This is a genomic window from Gymnodinialimonas mytili (assembly GCF_037544085.1).
Lineage (GTDB): Bacteria > Pseudomonadota > Alphaproteobacteria > Rhodobacterales > Rhodobacteraceae > Gymnodinialimonas > Gymnodinialimonas mytili.
In genome coordinates, this window is sequence record NZ_JBBIFW010000001.1 from 1,465,981 (window position 1) to 1,486,920 (window position 20,940).

22 protein-coding genes are annotated in these 20,940 nt (G+C 60.2%); 17 read left to right on the forward strand and 5 right to left on the reverse strand.

The features are described from left to right. The first annotated feature begins 5 nt into the window (after positions 1-5). On the forward strand, positions 6-671 hold the full coding sequence (locus V8J82_RS07250; RefSeq protein ID WP_339973668.1) for a flagellar hook capping FlgD N-terminal domain-containing protein: 666 nt from the start codon (positions 6-8) through the stop codon (positions 669-671). On the opposite strand, the gene ubiB is transcribed toward V8J82_RS07250, so the two are convergent. Both ubiB and ubiE read right to left on the reverse strand, forming a co-directional pair. Then, the gene (gene ubiB, locus V8J82_RS07255) at positions 672-2,201 is read right to left on the reverse strand and encodes a 2-polyprenylphenol 6-hydroxylase (protein ID WP_339973670.1); all 1,530 of its coding nucleotides are present in this window, start codon (positions 2,199-2,201) and stop codon (positions 672-674) included. Continuing rightward, a complete protein-coding gene (gene ubiE, locus V8J82_RS07260; RefSeq protein ID WP_339973672.1) occupies positions 2,202-2,948 on the reverse strand; it encodes a bifunctional demethylmenaquinone methyltransferase/2-methoxy-6-polyprenyl-1,4-benzoquinol methylase UbiE in 747 nt (248 codons plus the stop codon). Positions 2,949-3,037: 89 nt separating this feature from the next. On the opposite strand from ubiE, the gene mutM reads away from it, so the two are divergent. From mutM to V8J82_RS07325, 13 genes are all read left to right on the forward strand, one after another. Beyond that, a complete protein-coding gene (mutM, locus tag V8J82_RS07265; RefSeq protein WP_339973675.1) occupies positions 3,038-3,889 on the forward strand; it encodes a bifunctional DNA-formamidopyrimidine glycosylase/DNA-(apurinic or apyrimidinic site) lyase in 852 nt (283 codons plus the stop codon). Positions 3,890-3,953: 64 nt separating this feature from the next. Then, complete coding sequence (locus tag V8J82_RS07270; protein WP_339973678.1) at positions 3,954-4,730, forward strand: enoyl-CoA hydratase; 777 nt, start codon at positions 3,954-3,956, stop codon at positions 4,728-4,730. A gap of 165 nt (positions 4,731-4,895) precedes the next feature. Beyond that, positions 4,896-5,162: a 30S ribosomal protein S20 gene (rpsT, locus tag V8J82_RS07275; protein ID WP_339973680.1), complete on the forward strand. Its 267-nt coding sequence runs from the start codon at positions 4,896-4,898 to the stop codon at positions 5,160-5,162. 527 nt (positions 5,163-5,689) lie between these two features. Then, on the forward strand, positions 5,690-7,192 hold the full coding sequence (gene dnaA / locus V8J82_RS07280; protein WP_339973683.1) for a chromosomal replication initiator protein DnaA: 1,503 nt from the start codon (positions 5,690-5,692) through the stop codon (positions 7,190-7,192). Between the two features lie 129 nt (positions 7,193-7,321). Further along, a complete protein-coding gene (gene dnaN / locus V8J82_RS07285) occupies positions 7,322-8,440 on the forward strand; it encodes a DNA polymerase III subunit beta (RefSeq protein WP_339973685.1) in 1,119 nt (372 codons plus the stop codon). A gap of 54 nt (positions 8,441-8,494) precedes the next feature. Next, positions 8,495-9,616, forward strand: a complete 1,122-nt coding sequence (recF, locus tag V8J82_RS07290) for a DNA replication/repair protein RecF (protein ID WP_339973688.1) — start codon at positions 8,495-8,497, stop codon at positions 9,614-9,616. A 70-nt stretch (positions 9,617-9,686) separates the two neighbouring features. Then, positions 9,687-9,854, forward strand: a complete 168-nt coding sequence (locus tag V8J82_RS07295; RefSeq protein ID WP_339973690.1) for a hypothetical protein — start codon at positions 9,687-9,689, stop codon at positions 9,852-9,854. Positions 9,855-10,171: 317 nt separating this feature from the next. Continuing rightward, positions 10,172-12,586 carry a DNA topoisomerase (ATP-hydrolyzing) subunit B gene (gene gyrB / locus V8J82_RS07300; protein ID WP_339973693.1) on the forward strand — a complete coding sequence of 805 codons (2,415 nt, stop codon included), beginning with the start codon at positions 10,172-10,174 and terminating at the stop codon, positions 12,584-12,586. Between the two features lie 160 nt (positions 12,587-12,746). Continuing rightward, positions 12,747-13,415 carry a DUF2461 domain-containing protein gene (locus tag V8J82_RS07305; RefSeq protein WP_339973698.1) on the forward strand — a complete coding sequence of 223 codons (669 nt, stop codon included), beginning with the start codon at positions 12,747-12,749 and terminating at the stop codon, positions 13,413-13,415. 426 nt (positions 13,416-13,841) lie between these two features. Next, positions 13,842-14,276 carry a hypothetical protein gene (locus V8J82_RS07310; protein ID WP_339973701.1) on the forward strand — a complete coding sequence of 145 codons (435 nt, stop codon included), beginning with the start codon at positions 13,842-13,844 and terminating at the stop codon, positions 14,274-14,276. Positions 14,277-14,375: 99 nt separating this feature from the next. After that, complete coding sequence (gene csgH, locus V8J82_RS07315; RefSeq protein WP_339973703.1) at positions 14,376-14,777, forward strand: curli-like amyloid fiber formation chaperone CsgH; 402 nt, start codon at positions 14,376-14,378, stop codon at positions 14,775-14,777. A gap of 56 nt (positions 14,778-14,833) precedes the next feature. Next, on the forward strand, positions 14,834-15,196 hold the full coding sequence (locus V8J82_RS07320) for a hypothetical protein (RefSeq protein ID WP_339973706.1): 363 nt from the start codon (positions 14,834-14,836) through the stop codon (positions 15,194-15,196). 200 nt (positions 15,197-15,396) lie between these two features. Beyond that, positions 15,397-16,614: an MFS transporter gene (locus tag V8J82_RS07325; protein WP_339973708.1), complete on the forward strand. Its 1,218-nt coding sequence runs from the start codon at positions 15,397-15,399 to the stop codon at positions 16,612-16,614. Positions 16,615-16,670: 56 nt separating this feature from the next. Here V8J82_RS07325 and trhO read toward each other — a convergent pair whose 3' ends face one another. Genes trhO through V8J82_RS07340 form a run of 3 tightly spaced genes read right to left on the reverse strand, consistent with a single transcriptional unit; the run spans position 16,671 to position 18,235 of the window. Beyond that, positions 16,671-17,570, reverse strand: coding sequence for an oxygen-dependent tRNA uridine(34) hydroxylase TrhO (trhO, locus tag V8J82_RS07330; protein ID WP_339973710.1), 900 nt, complete (start codon positions 17,568-17,570; stop codon positions 16,671-16,673). 36 nt (positions 17,571-17,606) lie between these two features. Further along, a complete protein-coding gene (locus V8J82_RS07335; protein WP_339973713.1) occupies positions 17,607-17,978 on the reverse strand; it encodes a hypothetical protein in 372 nt (123 codons plus the stop codon). Next, the gene (locus V8J82_RS07340) at positions 17,975-18,235 is read right to left on the reverse strand and encodes a hypothetical protein (protein WP_339973715.1); all 261 of its coding nucleotides are present in this window, start codon (positions 18,233-18,235) and stop codon (positions 17,975-17,977) included. The genes V8J82_RS07335 and V8J82_RS07340 overlap by 4 nt, the downstream gene beginning before the upstream one ends. An 88-nt stretch (positions 18,236-18,323) precedes the next feature. On the opposite strand from V8J82_RS07340, the gene pncA reads away from it, so the two are divergent. From pncA to V8J82_RS07355, 3 genes are all read left to right on the forward strand, one after another. Next, positions 18,324-18,917, forward strand: coding sequence for a bifunctional nicotinamidase/pyrazinamidase (gene pncA, locus V8J82_RS07345; protein WP_339973717.1), 594 nt, complete (start codon positions 18,324-18,326; stop codon positions 18,915-18,917). Beyond that, entirely contained in the window at positions 18,914-19,720 is an 807-nt protein-coding gene (locus V8J82_RS07350) for a nucleotidyltransferase domain-containing protein (RefSeq protein ID WP_339973719.1), read from the forward strand. The genes pncA and V8J82_RS07350 overlap by 4 nt, the downstream gene beginning before the upstream one ends. A 69-nt stretch (positions 19,721-19,789) precedes the next feature. After that, positions 19,790-20,911 carry a serine/threonine protein kinase gene (locus V8J82_RS07355; RefSeq protein WP_339973721.1) on the forward strand — a complete coding sequence of 374 codons (1,122 nt, stop codon included), beginning with the start codon at positions 19,790-19,792 and terminating at the stop codon, positions 20,909-20,911. Positions 20,912-20,940 lie beyond the last annotated feature (29 nt).

The window sequence follows — 20,940 nt, forward strand, 5'->3', positions numbered from 1 at the left end:
ACCCTATGGATATTCAGCCCGCCGTCGGCCCAAGCCAGGCTGCTGCCGCCGCTTCCAGCACACAGACCACTGCGTCATCCATCTCGTCTGACTTCGATACCTTTTTGCAATTGCTGACGACCCAAATGCGCAATCAGGATCCGTTGAACCCTGCGGATTCTACCGAGTTCGTATCGCAATTGGCGACCTTTTCGGGGGTCGAGCAACAGGTTCTGACGAACGATCTGCTAAAGGAACTGCAAGCTGGGTTCACGGCTATGAATATGGGCCAGTTATCGGGTTGGATCGGGCTTGAGGCGCGGGCAGATATGCCTGTGAACTTCACCGGACAGCCGACAACGTTGCAGGTTTCGCCCGCGGCGGGTGCCGATCGAATGGAACTGATTGTGCGGGATCTGAATGGGAACGTTGTTGCAAACACACCAATCGTACTGGGCGATGAGCCCTTCCAATGGGAAGGGCTGGACAATGATGGGCGTGCTCTGTCGGACGGAACCTATTCGTTGTCAGCGCAAAGCTGGCAGGGTGAGGACATTCTGGAAGAGCGATCCGCGTTCGTGTTTGCCGAAATCACCGAGGCTCAGACCCTGTCAGGTGAGGTCTGGCTGACCATGGCAAACGGGATCAGCATCCCCGCCGAAAACGTTCAATCGATCCGCCAGCCCGGCTGATCAGAGCGCCGCGTAGATCGCAGCGAGCACCAATCCCACCGCAAGGCCGCCTCCCGCTAGGGCAAATCTCTCCGGCCATCGCGCTGAACTCGGTGGTTTCTCAGGGTTGGCTTGGGCGATCAAAGCCGCTTCCGCCAATTGCGGCAGGCGCGGCCCAAAGCGGGACAGCACAATCGCGGTTCGAAACAGATCCCGCGCAACGGCCTGTGGGCCGATATTGCGCGCGATATATTCTTCAACAACCGGCCGCGCCTCGGCCCAGATGTTCAGATCCGGGTCAAGGGAGCGTCCGACACCCTCAACCACCACCATGGTTCGCTGCAGCAGGATCAACTCGGTCCGGGTTTCCATCCCAAACCGCTCAGTGACTTCGAACAAAAACGCGAGCAACCGGCCCATGGAAATGCGGCTCGCTTCCATCCCGAAAATCGGCTCGCCTACCGACCGCAAGGCTTGCGCAAATTCACCGACATCGCGATCGGGTGGTACATAGCCAGCTTCGAAATGCACTTCCGCCACGCGGCGATAATCCTTGCGGATGAACCCCATCAGGATCTCGGCATAGACCCGGCGCGTATATTCATCGATCCGGCCCATGATCCCGAAATCCAAGGCGACGATATCCCCGTTGGGCGCGACCTTCAGATTGCCCTGGTGCATATCGGCGTGAAAATAGCCATCGCGCAGCGCGTGCCGCAGGAACATCTGCAAGACAGTCGCCCCTAGTTTGCGGCGGTCATGTCCGGCCGCGTCAATGGCTGCGACATCGCCGAAAGATGCCCCATCGGCCCAGCCTAGAACCATCATACGGCGGGTCGACATGCCCCATTCCACGGCGGGCACGACAAATCCATCATCATTGGCTGTGTTCGCGGCGAACTCACCGGCTGCCGAGGCTTCAATGCGCAAATCCAGCTCTTGCAGCACCACCCCTTCGAAATGGGTGATCACATCCCGGGGGCGCAGGCGACGAGAGGACGGTGACAGCGTTTCGATCAACGTTGCCATCAAGTGAAATGCGTCCACATCCTTGCGAAAGGCGCGATCGATCCCGGGGCGCAGCAGCTTCACGGCAACGTCACGGCCCGTTTCGATCAAAGTCGCGCGGTGCACCTGCGCGATGGAGGCTGCAGCAACGGGTTCCGAGAAGGCACTAAAAACCTCCTCAAGCGGTCGCTCCATCTCGGCAGCGACGACGCGGCGCGCCTCTTCCAGCGGAAAGGGCGGCAACTTGTCTTGCAGCACACGCAATTCCATCGCCATATCTGGGCCAACTACGTCGGGTCGGGTCGACAGGATCTGCCCAAACTTGATGTAGGCCGGGCCGAGCGCCGTCAGCGCGCGTGGGACAGGTGGCATGGATGGGTCGCCACGCAGCCCGAGCAATTTGAAAGGCCAGCCCAGAACGCGCGCCGCCGCGCGGATCGGGGCGGGCGCATCCATCGCCTCAAGTACAGCGCCCATGGCGCCGGTGCGTTCAAATGTGGCGCCGGTCCGGATCAGCCGCCAAATGTTATGGGGACCGCGCACTTACAGCTTCCATCCCGAATGCAAGGCCGCAATCCCCATCGACAGGTTGCGGTACTTCACCTGATCAAATCCGGCGGCCCGGATCATCCCGGCAAAAGTTTCCTGATCGGGAAACTTGCGGATCGACTCGACAAGATATTGGTAGCTGTCGCGATCTCCGGCAATCACCTGCCCCATCCGCGGGATCACATTGAACGAATACAGATCGTAAAGCCGCTGCATCCCGTCATTCGGCAATTGCGAGAATTCCAGCACCATCAAGCGCCCACCGGGGCGCAGCACACGATACGCCTCTGTCAGGGCGTCTGGGATGCGCGTGACATTTCGAATGCCGAAGCTGATCGTATAGGTGTCGAACGTGTTGTCGGGAAACGGCAGCGCCATGGCATCCCCCGCCACCCAATCCAGTTTGTCGGCCAGCGCCTCGGCCTCGGCGCGTTTGCGACCCTCCACCAGCATGCTTTCCGTCATATCCAGCACATGGGCAGAGGCGCCCGGCGCGCGTTTCAAGAACCGAAAGGCGATATCACCCGTGCCGCCCGCAACATCCAGCAACTTTTGCCCATCGCGTGGCGCCAGCCAATCCATCATCGCGTCTTTCCAGATTCGGTGGATCCCGACGCTCATCACGTCATTCATGACATCATATTTGGACGCGACGTTGGTGAAGACTCCATGGACCATCCCCGCCTTCTGATCCTCAGCCACCTCTTGATAGCCGAAATGCGTGGTGCGCTCGTCCGCCATGGGTCTTGTCCTTTCACCGATCTGCCCCCTCTTATAGGGGCCTGCCGGGGCGCTGCAACGCACCGGCCACATCACGAGGAAAGATCGTTTTGCCGGAACTTCCAGAGGTTGAGACAGTGCGCCGCGGGCTTCTTCCCGCGTTAGAGGGCGCGCGCATCGCAAAGGCGTCCGTTAACCGGCCCGACCTGCGCTGGCCGTTTCCCGACCGCATGGCAGATCGTTTGACCGGCGCGACCGTGACCGGCCTGCGGCGACGGTCAAAATACATCCTTGCAGATTTGGATACCGGCGAGACCTTGTTGATCCATCTGGGCATGTCGGGGCGGATGCTGATTTCGGGCGATCCGTTGGGGCAATTCCATCACACCCATCCCGCGCCCGCGAAGCATGATCATGTGGTGTTGGATACCGAAGCCGGCGCGCGGATCACCTTCAACGATGCCCGCCGTTTTGGCGCCATGGATTTGATGGACACCACGCAGCAATCGACCCATTGGCTGCTGAAGGATCTGGGGCCAGAACCGTTGGGAAATGCGTTCAACGAAAGCCATCTGATTGCGGCGTTCAAAGGCAAGCGAAGCCCGGTCAAATCAGTCCTGCTTGATCAGCGCGTGGTGGCGGGTTTGGGCAATATCTATGTCTGCGAGGCGCTCTACCGCGCGGGTATCTCGCCGCTGCGCCATGCGGGTCGGATCGGGACGGCGCGAGTCGCCCGCCTTGTGCCGATTATTCGCGATGTTCTGACCGATGCGATCCAGGCAGGTGGCTCCAGCCTGCGGGATCACCGGCAAGCAAATGGTGAACTGGGATATTTTCAACACACATTTCGGGTCTACGGCCGCGAAGGAGAAACCTGTCAAACCCCCGATTGTACTGATAAAATCAGACGCAAGGTCCAATCGGGGCGATCGAGTTTTTACTGTCCGACCTGTCAAAGGTAGCTTGAAACCCGACAGTCCGGTGCTACGGCTTAAGGCTCGTTTCAACAGCGTATGAGCACGCCGCATGGCCTATGAAACCCTGATCGTCGACGTTGAAGACCATATTTGCCTCATCAAACTGAACCGCCCCGACGCAATGAACGCATTGAATGCGCAATTGCTGGCTGAACTGGGTAAGGCCCTGGGCGCGGCGCAAAGCAATGACAAGGTGCGCTGCATCGTCATCACCGGGTCGGAGAAAGCCTTTGCCGCCGGCGCAGACATCACAGAGATGGCCGAAAAATCCTACGTGGACGTGATCTTCGAGGATTTGTTTACCGACGAGGTCGCGGCGATCCAGAAGGTGCGCAAGCCAATCATCGCTGCGGTTGCGGGCTACGCCTTGGGCGGGGGATGTGAGCTGGCGATGATGTGCGATTTCATCATTGCCGCCGACAATGCAAAATTTGGCCAGCCCGAGATCAACCTCGGCGTGATCGCCGGGATCGGTGGCACGCAGCGTCTGACCAAGCTGGTCGGCAAGTCCAAAAGCATGGATATGCATCTGACGGGGCGCTTCATGGCCGCCGAAGAAGCTGAGCGGTCGGGCCTTGTCAGCCGCGTGGTCCCTGCGAAAAAGCTGATGGACGAGGCGATGGGCGCCGCCGCAAAGATTGCCGAGAAATCGGCTATCGCCACCATGGCGGTGAAAGAAGCGGTTGATCGCAGCTATGAGACCACGTTGCAGGAGGGCTTGCTGTTTGAACGTCGGTTGTTCCATTCGCTGTTCGCTACCGAGGACCAGACCGAGGGCATGACCGCCTTCGTCGAAAAGCGCGAACCGCAATTTCGCGACAAGTAGAATCCGCGCCAAAGGGGTTTTCTTCGTGATCGAAATCCCCTATCTGGCGCCTCAGACATGCGTGTGCGGCCCGCTCTGGCCAGATTCGCCCGGTAGTGAACCCGGGGTCGGAACGTTCTGTGCGCGACCAGTTTTACAATTCGTTCCGATGAAGGATCCATCGATATGGCAAATTCGCCCCAAGCCAAGAAACGCGCCCGCCAAAACGAGCGTCGTTTTGCCGTTAACAAAGCCCGCCGCTCGCGCATCCGCACCCATCTTCGCAAGGTTGAAGAGGCGATCACTTCGGGCGATCAGAGTGCAGCGGCCGCTGCCCTGAAAGAGGCCCAGCCTGAACTGATGCGCGGCGTCACCAAAGGTGTGTTGCATAAGAACACTGCCGCTCGCAAAATGTCTCGCCTGGCGTCCCGGGTGAAAGCGATGGGCACGTAATCGCCGTCAACTGACCCTTGTTTTGAAGGCGCTTCGTCATCGGAGCGCCTTTTTTTATGTCGAAAAATTTAACCGTCTCAAGGCCCTATCGGGGCTCAGGTGATTCCGGATCAAATTGGAGTTGAGTCAAGCATTAAGAAATCTTGCGGCCCCTGCGCGACTCCCACTAGGTTGATTTTCGCAAGTCAGACGCCGGGGGGCGGATGGGGGCGCCAAGCCAGACGCTTGGGATCAGTTTGGGCCGACGGGGGACAAGCTCGTTGGAGACATCGGCACTAAAGCCGAGTGATCCTTTGTGGGGCATTGGAGTGGTAAACTCGGCGAAAAAGCCTAGAACGCCATTTCAGGTAAGCGTTCCGCTTTCCCCAAAGGGTTCAGTCTTAGCAGGAAATTAACCAAGTGCGCCGAATAGATCGGTGTGCCTTGGAAGTTTTGTGCATGGCGGTCGGCATGACTGATGTTGCGCGGCAGAAAAAGGTATGAACCGGCGCGAAACGGCCGGCTGAAAAAAGGACGGGAAGATTAGGATGACGAATGAAACGTGGGGCCAGGTACGTGAGGAATTGCTCAAGGTTGTGGGCAAGAACAATTTCTCGGCGTGGATCGATCCGATCAGCTTTGATCAACTGACCGACCGAACCGTTCACTTTCACGTCCCCACCTCGTTCATCGGGTCTTGGGTTTCCAACAATTTCGGCGACCTGATCCTGCGTCACCTGACGGCCCACGGCGTATCCGCAGACCGCGTTGATTTTGCGGTCGCGCCAAGGACAAGTGACGCGGCAAATACACCAAAAGCGGTGCCAGCCTCTGCGCCGGAGCCTGCACGCGAATTGGAAACCACGGCAACCGCCTCTCACATGCCCGAGCCTGCCAGCGTAGCTGCCCCACAGCCTGCAATGGCCGCTTCCACGCCGGCCCCCATGCGCGCGCCGGACCCCTCACCCACGATGCAGCCCAGTTCGGCGGCCCGCGCTTCCGCCACAGAGATGCCGGGCGCAAAGCTCAACAGCAATTTCACGTTTGGTAACTTCGTCGTCGGAAAACCTAACGAGTTGGCCCATGCTGCCGCCCGCCGCGTGGCCGAAACTCTGGACGCGACGTTTAACCCGCTATTCCTTTACGGTGGTGTCGGCCTGGGTAAGACGCACCTCATGCATGCGATTGCCTGGGATCTGATGGCGCGCTTCCCGGATGCAAAGATCCTGTATCTGTCCGCCGAGCAATTTATGCACCGCTTCGTCCGGGCGCTGCGCGAGCAGGACACGTTCAACTTCAAAGAGACGTTTCGCTCCGTCGATATCCTGATGGTCGACGACGTGCAGTTCATCGCCGGGAAATCCTCCACCCAGCAGGAGTTCTTTCACACGTTCAACGCGCTGGTCGAGATGGGCAAGCAGATCGTCATTTCCGGCGACCGCGCGCCCGTGGATATGGAAGAGCTCGACAGCCGCATCGCCTCGCGTCTGCAAAGCGGACTGGTCGTCGACATTCATCCGACCGATTACGAATTGCGTCTGAGCGTGTTGCAGCACAAGGCCGACCTATTGCGGCAGAAATACCCGCATGTGGTTTTTGCCGATGGCGTTCTGGAATTCCTGGCGCGCAAAATCGCGTCGAATGTCCGAGAGCTTGAGGGGGCACTGAACCGGCTCTACGCGACCGGCGATCTGGTGCGGCGCGAAGTGAACGAAGAATTTGCGCGCGACAACCTGGCCGACATTCTGCGCGCCTCGGACCGCAAGGTCACGATGGACGAAATCATCAAAAAGACCTGCGAATACTATAAGATCCGCCAAGTCGACATCATCAGCCAGAACCGGCAGCGTGCGATCGCGCGGCCCCGGCAGATGGCGATGTATCTCTGCAAGCGGCTGACAACCCGGTCCTTGCCTGAGATCGGTAAAAAGTTCGGCGGACGCGATCACACCACGATCCTCTATGGCGTGCGGAAGATCGAAGAGTTGATGCAGATCGACAGCCAGATCGCCGAAGACGCAGAGCTGTTGCGCCGGACGCTCGAAGCCTGACCAAATGGCCCGCGACGACGCTTGGGCCTTGACCCCGGTGTCCGCGCGGGCGTTACCTCGGTGAAAATCACTTGTGCATATCTGGGGTCCGGGTAATCTCGCGGCCCCAAGATCCGTCGGAGCCCGGGCATGAAACTCTCCATCGAACGCGCTACCCTTCTGCGCGCTGTCTCTCAAGCACAATCTGTTGTGGAACGGCGCAACACCATTCCGATCCTGGCCAATGTGCTGATCGAAGCCGAGGGCGACACTGTCAGCTTCCGGGCGACAGATCTGGATATCGAAGTGGTCGACAAGGCGCCTGCCCAAGTGGAGCGCTCCGGTGCGACCACCGTATCGGCGGTCACCTTCCACGAAATCGTGCGGAAATTGCCCGATGGCGCCCTGGTCAATCTGACCGAAGACAGCACCGCTGGCCGTTTGACGGTCGAAGCCGGTCGCTCGACCTTCCAACTCGCGACCCTGCCGCGAGAGGATTTCCCCGTGATGGCCTCCACTGAATATGCTGCGAATTTCAGCGCCACGGCGCCCGATCTGCGTAGGTTGTTCGACAAGTCGAAATTCGCGATCTCGACCGAAGAAACCCGTTATTACTTGAATGGCGTCTATTTCCACGTGGCCGATGGCGACAACGGCCGCGCTCTGCGCGCGGTCGCCACCGATGGCCACCGCCTGGCCCGGATCGATGCGGGCCTGCCCGAGGGCGCCGAAGGCATGCCAGGCGTCATCGTCCCGCGCAAAACGGTGGGCGAATTGCGTAAGCTTCTGGACGATGACGACGCCCAGATCGCGGTGTCCGTTTCTGAGACGAAGATCCGCTTTGCCACACCCGAGATCACACTGACCTCAAAGGTGATCGACGGCACATTCCCCGACTACATGCGCGTCATCCCTGCAGGCAATACGCGGCGGATGGAGGTGGATGCGGGCGATTTCGCTAAGGCGGTCGATCGCGTGGCTACGGTCAGCTCCGAACGTTCCCGCGCCGTGAAGATGGCCCTGGACGAAGATCGCCTGATCCTCTCGGTGAACGCACCCGATGCGGGCGCCGCCGAAGAGGAACTGGCCGTCGCCTATGGGGACGAGAAGCTGGAAATTGGCTTCAACGCCAAATATTTACTTGAGATCGCCAGCCAAGTGGACCGCGAAAACGCGGTTTTCATGTTCTCCTCTCCCGCGGAGCCCACGCTGATGCGTGAGGGCAATGATGAAAGCGCGATCTACGTCGTCATGCCGATGCGTGTGTGACAAATCTCGGATGCCTCCGGCGGGAGTTTTTGGCCAAGATGAAAAGCACACGCGATGAGCCGGGCGTTTGTCGAGTCGCTGGCCTTGTCGCATTTTCGCTCGCACAGGCGGGCGCACCTGGTGCTGGATGGGCGGCCTGTTGCGCTATTTGGACCAAACGGTGCGGGTAAGACGAACCTGATCGAAGCCGTATCGCTGCTATCGCCGGGGCGGGGCCTGAGGCGAGCCATGGCGGAAGATATCATTCGGCGTCCCGAAGCGATCGGATGGAAGGTCTCGGCTGATATTGCCAGCCCGAATGTGGGCCATGAAATTGCGCTGACGGCCGAACCCGGGCAAGCGCGAACCACTCAGATCAATGGCAAATCGGCCCCTCAGATCGCATTGGCGCGGATTTTGCGGATTATCTGGCTGGTGCCGTCCCAGGATCGACTGTGGATTGAAAGTGCCGAGGGCCGCCGCCGGTTTCTGGACCGCCTCACGCTCAGCTTTCTACCGGATCATGCCGATGCGGTGCTATCCTATGAAAAGGCCATGCGCGAGCGGAACCGCCTGCTGAAGGATGATGTCCGCGACCCGGCCTGGTATCGCGCCTTGGAGGCTCAGATGGCGCAGGCAGCAGAGCGCATCGTGGCCGGGCGGCAAGACGCGCTGTCGCGCATCGCACATGCGCAGGACGGGGCGGCGACCGCCTTTCCCGCAGCAGATCTATCTATTGCGGAAGACGTGCCCTTGGTCTCGTCAGAGGATTTCGCGGCGGCCTTCTCTGACAACCGGCCGCGCGATTTGGCTGCCGGGCGGACATTGATCGGACCGCATCGCGCCGATATGGGTGCGATTTACCGCGACAAAGGAGTGCCTGCAAAGCAATGCTCGACCGGCGAACAAAAGGCGCTGCTGATTTCGTTGATCCTGTCCAATGCCCGTGCACTGAAGCAGGACAGCGGCACCGCGCCATTGGTCCTGCTGGACGAAGTCGCCGCGCATTTGGATGCCGATCGCCGTGCCGCGTTGTTCGATGAGATCTGCTCATTGGAGGCGCAGGCCTGGATGACGGGCACGGGGCCTGAATTGTTCGCTGAATTGGGCGACAGAGCGCAGCATTTCGAAGTGACAGAAATAGACGGCCAAAGCGCGGTGACCGATCATCTGAGCGGCGGGACATCCTCGGAGTAAAGTCGGATGCCCAAATTATGTGTCGCCAATACTCGCTTAATCCAAATCTGGCCAGGCTGGCCGCTTCACGATGTTTGGGACGCGCGATATCATCGGGCGCGATCGCGTCGCTGCGCTGGCGGCGCAAAGCGTAGCCAACCTCGTATTCGATGTCGCCGATCACGAAATGAGCCGACACATTGCGGGCGGTGAACATCAGTTCCGTTACAGTCAGAGTGCCACCGACAATCACCACTGATGGCTGTTTCGACATGCAGATGACCTTGGATCAGATAGGCTCCGAACCCAGCCAGAGATAGATCGGCGGCGCGCGTCATACAGCGGAGCGGGTTCAGCCCATCTTCGATCATCGGCAAATAGGGGCTGACACCGATCTCTCCCATCGCGCCGGATAGGGTCTGAATGACATCCGCAAATTCCGATTTCAGCATCTCAGTCCACGCTGTCGGTCACTGCCGCGTCGGACCAGAACGTCACCACGAAATATAGCGGTGTCGCGTGACAATGCCCCCCGCATTTCGTATACAATAGGCAACAGAACGGGAAGAAATTAATATGTCCGAGCAAACCCCGCAGCCTGAAGATTACGGCGCCGATTCTATTAAGGTTCTCAAAGGGTTAGAAGCTGTTCGCAAGCGCCCTGGTATGTATATCGGCGACACCGATGATGGGTCGGGCCTGCACCATATGGTCTATGAGGTTGTCGACAATGGCATCGACGAGGCGCTGGCTGGTCACGCCGATGCCGTGACGGTCACGATCCATGCGGATTCCAGCGTCTCCGTCAGCGATAACGGGCGCGGTATTCCGGTCGGCATCCATGAGGAAGAGGGCGTCTCGGCGGCCGAGGTGATCATGACCCAGCTCCATGCGGGCGGAAAGTTCGACAGCAATTCCTACAAGGTCTCTGGCGGTCTGCATGGCGTAGGCGTTTCGGTAGTGAACGCGCTCAGTGACTGGCTTGAATTGCGGATCTGGCGCGATGGCAAAGAGCATATCGCCCGGTTTGAGCATGGCGATACCGTCAAGCATCTGGAAGTTGTCGGCGATACCGACAAGACGGGGACCGAAGTACGGTTCATGGCCGCCACGACGACCTTCTCGAACCTGGAATACAGCTTCAAGACGCTTGAAAACCGCCTGCGCGAACTGGCCTTTCTGAATTCTGGCGTCCGCATCATCCTGCGCGATGAACGCCCCGCCGACGCGTTGGAAAGCGATCTGTTCTATAAAGGGGGCGTGCGGGAGTTTGTGCGCTATCTCGACCGCTCCAAAACCTCGACCATGGACGCGCCAATCTTCATCGCCGGCGAGAAGGACGAGATCGGGGTCGAGGTCGCCATGTGGTGGAACGACAGCTACCACGAAAACGTTCTGCCCTTCACCAACAACATCCCGCAACGCGATGGCGGCACCCATCTGGCGGGGTTCCGCGGCGCCCTGACGCGCACCATCAACCTCTACGCGCAAAGCTCCGGCATCGCGAAGCGAGAGAAGGTGAATTTCACCGGCGATGACGCGCGCGAGGGGCTGACCTGCGTGCTGTCGGTGAAAGTGCCCGATCCGAAATTCAGCTCTCAGACCAAGGACAAGCTCGTGTCCTCCGAAGTGCGCCCCGCTGTCGAAGGCTTGGTAAACGAGAAATTGGCCGAATGGTTCGAAGAGCACCCGAATGAAGCCAAGATGATCGTCAGTAAGATCATCGAGGCGGCACTGGCCCGCGAAGCGGCGCGCAAGGCGCGTGAGTTGACGCGACGCAAGACGGCGATGGATGTCGCCTCGCTGCCCGGCAAGCTTGCCGATTGTCAGGAAAAGGATCCGTCCAAATCCGAACTATTTCTCGTGGAGGGCGATAGCGCCGGGGGCTCAGCCAAACAGGGCCGGTCGCGGCACAACCAAGCCGTCCTACCCCTGCGCGGGAAGATCCTGAATGTGGAACGCGCGCGGTTTGACCGGATGCTCAGCAGTCAGGAAATCGGCACGCTGATCACCGCACTTGGCACCGGGATTGGGCGAGATGAGTTCAACCTCGACAAGCTGCGTTACCATAAGATCGTGATCATGACCGATGCCGATGTCGACGGCGCCCATATTCGTACGCTTCTGCTGACGTTTTTCTTCCGGCAGATGCCTGAAATCATCGAACAGGGGCACCTCTATATCGCGCAACCGCCGCTCTATAAGGTCAGCCGCGGCAAGTCCGAAGTGTATTTGAAAGACCAGGCCGCGCTGGAGGATTATCTGATCAGCCAAGGGATCGATGGCGCCTCGCTGCGCCTGCCCTCGGGCGAAGAGATTGCCGGGCAGGATTTGGCCCGGGTTGTCGACGGCGCCCGCAATTTCAAGCGCATCCTCGATGCCTTCCCCACACATTACCCGCGCCACATCGTGGAACAGGCCGCCATTGCCGGGGCCTTTGATCCAGGCCGCGCGGATCAGAATCTGCAAGGCGTGGCAGACGAAGTCGCCCAGCGCCTTGACCTGGTGGCCGTCGAGTATGAACGCGGCTGGCAGGGGCGGATCACCCAGGATCACGGGATTCGTATGTCACGTGTGCTGCGCGGTGTGGAAGAGATCCGGACCCTCGATGGCGCCGTCCTGCGCTCCGGCGAGGCACGCAAACTCAGCGCAGTCAGTCAAGAGACGCGGAGTGTGTATCGCGACCCGGCCCGCCTGGCGCGGAAGGATCGGGAGCAATTGATCCACGGTCCAACCGAATTGCTGAACGCGATCCTGGATGAGGGCGCCAAGGGCCAGCAGATGCAACGCTACAAGGGATTGGGTGAGATGAATCCTGATCAGCTTTGGGAAACCACGCTCGACCCCGAGGCGCGGACCCTGTTGCAGGTCAAGATCGACGATCTGGCCGAGGCCGACGATATCTTCACCAAGCTGATGGGCGACGTCGTGGAACCCCGCCGCGAGTTTATCCAGGCGAACGCTTTGTCGGTGGAAAACCTGGACTTCTGAGCGAGGACGGATTTCGAGTGAAATCCGTGCCGGGAAACGCGCGTTTTCCGTGTCCGCCCGTTTCCGCTGGTTCACGCAACTGCGCGCTTGACCCAGATTGAGGCGCTGGACAGGCGGAGTGCGGCCTCTATCCTCTCGCATAACAGGAGAGCGATAGAGAATGTCTGACGGATTTGCCGAGATGATCGTCCGCGCCAACAGGTTTTTCACCCAATTGCGCGACAACAACACCAAGGAATTCTACGAGGCCCACAAGGCCATGTACAATTCCGAGATCAAGAAGCCTGCGGAGTTGTTGGCCGACCTGTTTGCCGAAGACCTTGCGAAGGCCACGGGTAAAGCCCACAAATCCAAGGTCTTTCGCATCCACCGCGACGTGCGGTTCTCCAAGGACAAGACGCCCTATAACGCGCATCTGCATCTCATGTGGTCGCAGCCCAGCCAATCCACAACGCCCGCGTTCTTCTTCGGCGCCTCCCCCGACTACCTGATGCTTGGGATGGGGATGATGCATCTTGAGAAGGACAGTCTGACCGCATTCCGCGCCATGGTCGATAAACGTGGGGATGACCTGCAAGAGGCGATGCAAAGCGCTCAAGATACGGTCGGCGCAAGCCTTAGCGATTGGGGGCCGGATCCGCTGAAGCGCGTGCCGAAGCCCTATGATCCGGATCATCCACATGCGGATTTGCTAAAGCGGAAGGCCTTCGCGTTACGCGCGGACCTGTCCAGTGAGTGGCACGACACGGGTCTGTTGAAGTCGCTGAATACAATGCTGCCCGGCCTCATGCCGACATGGCAGATTCTGAACAAAACCTTCCCCGGCTAACGCAAATATAACTGCGATTCGAATCGCCCGGTAGAGGTTAGGCTAGCCTTACCTTAAGCATCCCTTACGCCGAATCCCGCCATCCGACGGAGAACCCAAACTCTACAGGGAAACCTTACCTGCGGCGCGGACACCCGATAACATTGGGATAACACACCTCTGACAGGCTGCTATCAGTGCGCTTTTCAGCGATACGCCCGGCGCGGGCTCGGTTAATTTTTTTTGTTATATTTCAAGTGCTAAGCGCGATGTCATTGGATAACCTCGCCCGGTTATACCCTTTCTTTTCGCTGAAATTGTCTGACACCGGCGTTTGGGGCCAAGTTTTGGTCATCGGCTCACGGGGCACACCCCAGACGGGCTGCACACCACCTGAACCTGAAACACACACCTGAACCAAAACTTCATTTTATTAGGAACCACATCATGAAATTCGCATTCATCAAAACCGCCGCCGTTTCTTTCGCTTTGATCGCCGCTGCTGGCTCGGCTTCGGCCTGCGGCATCGCAAGCGCCAACCAGCTTGGCTGGGGCAACGGCGCTGGTGTCACCCAGTTGGGTGCCTGCAACAACACTGCCATTTCGCAGACCGGTTGGGGCAACCAGGCCACGGGTTACACCGACGGCTTCGGCAACGTGACCGCCATCGGCCAGGAAGGCGCCTTCAACAATGCCAGCACCACACAGTTCGGTGTCGGCAACGCCAACGGCATCGCCCAGTTCGGCGTTGGCAACGACGCCGCCGTGAACACCGCCGGTAACTTCAACTCCGGTGCGATCATCCAGGTTGGCAACGGCCAGAGCGCCGAGATCAACTCGGTCGGCAGCGGCAACACCGCCGTGATCATCCAGGCCAACTAAGGCCGGACCCATCCGGGGGCGGGGCCCCTTCCCTTCCCCTCCCCTCCTCCTCCGCCCCCGGATCCCATTCGTTGAACTGAAATTTGAAAGGACAGGCCCATGACCAAGTTGACCCAAACCCGCCTCGCCCTCAGCGCCGCTGCCCTTGGCATCGCCGTCCTGGGCGCCGCCGCCATCGCTGGCGAAACGGATGGCACGGATCGTCTGATCCACGCCCAAACCGCAACCGCCCCCGTCGCCTGCGTTTTGTCGGCCGACACATCGGGCCGTGGCCTGGTGCTGGAAGGGATCGTCCAAGCCCATGAGGCCGTCTCGGGCATCTACCAGCTGCGGATCGAAGGCCCCGGCACCCGTATGAACCAGGGCGGCCCGTTCAGCCTAAGCGCCGGTCAAACGGTTCAGCTTGGACAGATGACCACCAGCGGATCCGGCGCAGGCCTTGAGGCTGAGCTGACCCTGACCGTCGACGGCACCACATTTAACTGCCCCACCGACCTTTAACGTTTTTCGACCCCAACCCCTTTTTCAACCAACCCATTTTTGAAGGAAACACTGCCATGTTTAAGAAAGCTCTTATCGCCGCCACGCTCGTCGCCGCCACTGCCGCCACGACCGTTCCCGCCGCCGCCAATGGCCAGATCAGCTTCGGCGTCTCGGCTGGCAACCAGGAAGAAGCGGACCTGATCCGCGGCGGCCTGGTCCTTTATCAGATCGCCAATGGCGGCGATCCGGTCGAGGTGCTGACCAACGCCGCCAATGGCTCGGTCGGCGTGATCCACCAGGAAGGCAACGGCCATAACGGGTCGCTCAGCCAGAATGGCAACGCGGCAGGCGGTGTCTTCCAGTTCGGCAACAACACCAACGCGCATCTGGCCCAAGGCCATGGCGACGCCGACCTGAACTTCGTCTTCGGCTGGTAAACCCAGCCCCCCAAGTTCGGCCCCCAACGGGGCTGATCCCCGGGCGTCCAACCGACCCTAGCCCCCGTTTCCCCCGATGGGTTGGGCGCCCGGACCCTCCATTCCGAATCCCTCCTCGTCCTTGCGACGTGTCCCCCAACTCCCTCGGCCCTTGCGGTCGGGGGCTTTTTCGTTTCACCGGTTGCACAGCCCCGCGGCCCATGACAGCGTTGACCAGGCACGCATTTGCCAAGGTCACCTCCATGTCCGCCGCCTCCCCCACGCGCCTGGCGCCGTTCTTGCTGTTGCTGTTTGCGGGAACGCTTTGCAATTCGGCGATTGTGCCCTTCATGGGGTTTTTTCTGATCGAGGGCCTTGGGCAGCCGCCCTGGATGCTCAGCGTCTATGCCGCGATCGCGGTCTCGATCACCGTGGGCCTCAACCGCACCTTCGCGCGGCGGATCGATGGCGGCGCCCACGTCTTTCCGTTGATCGGCATTGCGGCAACGGGCTTCACCATCGCCAGCCTGGCCATGGCGCTGTCGCCCAGCTTGCCGGTTCTGTTCAGCTTTGGCGTGCTTGGCTACGGGCTGAGCGCAACCGCAATTTCGGGGATGTTCGCACTCGGCGGCAATATGGCCGAGCGCAACGGCATTGCGCGAGCCAAATTCAACGCCTGGATGCGCGCCACAACCTCCACGGCCTGGATGATCGGCCCCGCTCTCAGCTTTTCGATTGCGGGCTGGCTTGGCCCGGCGAGTGTGTTCCAATTCGCGGTGTGCCTCGCGGTGATCTGGCTGTCCGCCTGGCGCCTGGGCCTACCGCGCGACATCACCGCGAAAGCGCCACCCAAAGCCCATGTTAGCCTTGGTGGCGCACCTTTTGACCTCTGGCTCGCCGCGGGGTTCATCTTCTGCCTGTCTATCGCCCATGGCCTCACCTTCTCGGCCTTGCCATTGTTTTTTGTGCAAGAGGTGGGCCTGCCCGACTTCGCCCCCGGCGCCGCGTTTTCGGTGAAAACCTTTGTCGAGGTCTTTGCGATTTTCTCGACGCCGTTTCTGATGGCGCGGTTCGGATTGCGGGCACCGTTACTGGTCTGCACCTGTCTGGCCGTGCTTGCCATTCAAGTGCTGGCTTCGGTGGAATCCCTGCCCGAGATGATCGTCGGTTCGGCGCTGGAAGGGCTCTATTACGGCCTCTTCGCCAGCCTGGGGATCAGCTATATCCAAAGCTTCGCGCAAGATCGGCCCGCCCAGGCGACCGCCATCTACTGGAACACGTTGATGATCAGCGGGTTGTTGGCGGGGCCGGCGGTTGGGTTGGTCGCACAGCTCAGCAATTTCCAGACGGTCCTGCATCTGGCGGGTGGGGTCGCCGCGGCAGCCATTCTTGTGCTGCTCTGCGGGGTCGCACGGGCCCGGCGGCGACCCGCAGGTTGAGGCCCTTGGGATAGACAATCATTCGGGCGACCGGATGCGGCGGGGATAGGCGCCTGTCAGCCGCCCAGATGCACCTCGCCCCGCGCTTTTGCCAGCAGAATCTGGCGTTGTCGTTCCCGAAACCGCGCGCGGTCAACATCGGAATGGGTGGCGATGCAGCGATGACATGACACGCCTTCTTCAAAATCAGGATGCGCCTTGTCCGCTTCGGTCAGCGGATCACGGCAGGCGCGGCACAGCTCGTAAGGCATTTCGCGCAAGCCGTGCCCAACGGCGACCCGCTCATCGAACACAAAACATCCGCCGCGCCAGAGGCTTTCTTCCTCGGGCACCTCTTCCAGGTATTTCAGGATGCCGCCTTTCAGGTGAAAGACCTCCTCCACGCCCTGCTCTTTCAGGAAAGCCGTGGATTTCTCGCACCGAATACCGCCAGTGCAGAACATCGCCACGCGCTTGTTGTGGAACCGATCCTTATTGGCGTCCCACCAGGCCGGAAAGTCTCGGAAACTGGCAGTTGCAGGATCGATTGCGCCCTCAAACGTGCCGATCTCAACCTCGTAATCGTTGCGCGTGTCGATGACGGCAACATCCGGCGCGCTGATCAGGGCATTCCAATCGGCGGGGTCCACATGGGTCCCGACCGAGGCCGGGTCCAGCCCCGGCTTGCCCATCGTCACGATCTCTTTCTTCAACCGGATGCGAAGCTTTCGGAACGGCGCCTCGGTCGCGCGGCTTTCCTTCCAGTCCAGATCGGCGCAACCCGGCAGCGCTTTGATCGCCGCCAGCACCGCGTCGATGCCCTCCCGGCTGCCCGCGATCGTCCCGTTGATCCCCTCGGGCGCCAATAGAAGTGAGCCCTTTATGCCGCCCGCTTCAGCCACCTGCCGCAGCGGCGCGCGCAAGGCATCAGGGTCATCGAACCGGGTGAAATGATAGAGGGCGGCCACAACATACATGGCCGGTCGCATACGCCCTTCGGCGAGCGGCTTCAATCACATCGCGCGGCGCGGCGGCGCGATATCGCGCGCCTTTGGATCGGTCAAACGGTCGCGATCATAACCCGCCTGCAGCAGCGTCTCAAAGGTTAGATCGGCGTGCCGTGCTACGAATTCCTCGCTGCTTTCCTCGCCCATGCGCTCCGCCACCAGGCTCAGGAATGCCAGTGTCACCGTCGCGTTGAATTTCTCGGGCGCGCCTGCGGCCGCAGCGGTTTTGCGCAACCCGTCCGACAGGTGAAACGCCGCCTCGAAAAACGGCCATCGGCGCAACGCCGCATGGGCCGCCCCCAAATGTGCGGCATGGCCAAATCCCGTGCAGGGCACCTGCCCCTCCAAGATCGTGTCGAGCATGTGGTCGTAATTCATTTGAACTCCTCCTCCAGCCCATGGGCATCGGCTGAGGTCAGTTCCAGCCCATAGACCTCGCGCAATCTCATGACCTTGGCGCGCGTTTCCTCACCGAAGACCGGCTTTCCGTCAAAGGCATGCAGCGCCATGCATTCGACCAATTCGCTCATGGAGATATCCAGATACTCCGCCGTGCCCTTCAGCACTTTGACCATACGCTTTTCCAGGCGCAGACCGGTTTGCATGCGTTCAACCTTTTTCATGATACCGATCATGCATGATTCGTGTCATGACAACAAGACAACAGATTGCGCCTCTGCCTCACGGCCCTAAACTGCGCCCGATATCCACCGGAGGCTTGCCATGACCCATGCGCTGATCGTGATCGACGTCCAGAATGATTTCTGCCCCGGCGGTGCGCTTGCCGTGCCGGACGGGGATCAGATCGTCCCCGGCATCAATGCCTTGATGGCGGATTTCGAGGCGGTGATCCTGACCCAGGATTGGCACCCGGCGGGGCATTCCTCTTTCGCGTCCAGCCACAATGCCGAGCCGATGAGCCTGACGGAAATGCCCTATGGCCCGCAGGTTCTGTGGCCGGATCATTGCATCCAAGGCTCCACCGGCGCGCAGTTCCACCCCGATCTGACCACGGATCGCGCCGATCTGATCATCCGCAAGGGCTACAACCCGGCCATCGACAGCTATTCCGCGTTTTTCGAGAATGACCATACGACCCCGACAGGACTGGACGGCTATCTGCGCACGCGCGGCATCACCGATCTGACCATGGTGGGCCTGGCCACGGATTTCTGCGTCAACTTCTCCGCCGTCGACGCCGCGAAACTCGGCTTTGCCGTCACCGTCCGGCAAGAGCTTTGCCGCGCCATCGACTTCGACGGATCCCTGACCTCGGCGCAATCCGGCATGGCTGACGCTGGCGTCACGCTCTCATGATCCCGTCAACGGCCCATGCCCTGGCCGATAATCTGCGCAGCGCCCCTGAGATCCGTGCGATGTTTCTGGGCGGCAGCCATGGCACCGGACTTGCGGATGCCTATAGCAATCTAGATTTCGTGCTGGTTGTGCCCGAGGGTCTGACCGACGACCTGGCCGCGTTGTGGAAGAGCCATTTGGCAAAGCTCGGGGAATTGATCCTATGGCGCGACCGCCAAGTCGCATCCACTCTGATCAACGCCATCATCGTCCCTGATCTGCGCATCGACGCGTTGTTTCTCAAGCCCGACCAATTAGGCCGCTATGCCCAAGACGGGATCAAGGTGCTGTTCGACCATGATGATATCGCCACAACGCTTCGGCCCGACACCCCCCATGGCCCGCCCGACCCCAAGCGCCTCGCCTGGCAATTTGAAGAGTTCATACGCATCCTCGCCCTGCTGCCACTGGCGATAGGACGCGAGGAATACATCAATGGGGTCACTGGTATCGGCCATCTGCGCAACTTGCTGATCGAGCTTCTGATCGCGGAAACCAATGTCCCGCTTCGGGGCGGGGCTTTGCAGATCAACCGCCTGCTTAGCCAAGAACAGCAGGATCTGTTGATAGGCCTGCCCCCGCTGATCCCGACCCGTGACGACGTGATCGCCGCGCACACAGCTTATGCCGCCGCCTATCTGCCCCGCGCGCGCGCCTTGGCCGATACCCACAATGTCCCCTGGCCCGCACGGTTCGAAACGGTCACCTTGGCCAATCTTGAGCGGACCCTTGATGTCACGCTGACGCCGCCACCGCGCCCTTAAATGTCGCAAATCCCCTAGCCGCCCAGCGTCCACCCGCCTAGACCCGATGCCGGGCAGGAGGGGACATACATGACCAGCACACCAACAATCGTGAATTCGTGGAACGAATGGGATCCGCTGCGCCATGTCATCGTGGGCAGGGCCGATGACGGGCATATTCCGCCCGAGGAACCGGCGCTTGAGGCGAAGGTTCCCGAAGACAGCGATATGCGCGGCCAATGGGGCCGTCGCCCGCAAGACAGCATCGACCGCGCCAACGCATTGCTGGATGGGTTCGCCGCGCTTTTGGAACGGCGCGGCATCCGCGTCGACCGGCCCACGCCGATCGATCATAGCCTCCCCGCCACAACGCCAGATTTCCACACCGACAGCCAATTCGGCTGCATGCCGCCCCGCGATGTGCTTCTGACGGTCGGTTCAGAAATTCTTGAGGCGACGATGTCCTATCGCTGCCGCTGGTTCGAATATCTGAACTATCGGCCCCTTTTGCAAAGATACTGGGACGAAGATCCGAATTTCCGGCATGAGGCCGCACCCAAGCCTCGCTTAACCGACGCAGACTACCACCCCGATTATCTGTCGGACAAAATCGGCGAAGCAAAACGCTTGGAATGGGCGGCTGAAAAGTTCTTTGTCACAACCGAGGAAGAGCCCCTGTTCGACGCCGCCGATGTGTTGCGCTTTGGCCGTGACCTCGTTGTGCAGCATGGCTTCACCACGAACCTCAAAGGCATCGACTGGCTGCGCCGCCACTTCCCCGATCATCGCGTGCACACCGTGAATTTCCCCGGTGATCCCTATCCAATTCATATCGACGCGACCTTCACGCCTTTGCGTCCCGGTCTGATCCTCAACAACCCGCAGCGGCGTCTGCCCGAGGATCAGCGCGGCATGTTCGAGAAAAACGGATGGGAGATCATCGACGCCGCGCAGCCCGCCCATAACGCGCCACCGCCGCTGTGCTACTCCTCCACCTGGCTCAGCATGAATGTCCTGGTGCTCGATCCCAAAACCGTCTGCGTCGAGGCCTCCGAAACCTTCCAAGCCGAACAACTCGACAAACTGGGCTTCGAGGTTCTGCCCGTTGAACTCCGCGACGCCTATGCCTTCGGCGGCGGCCTGCATTGCTGTACAGCCGACGTTTACCGCGAGGGCGACTGCGAAAATTACTTCCCAGTGCAATCGGCCTAACCGCTCTACGGAAAACCCTACCTTTACAA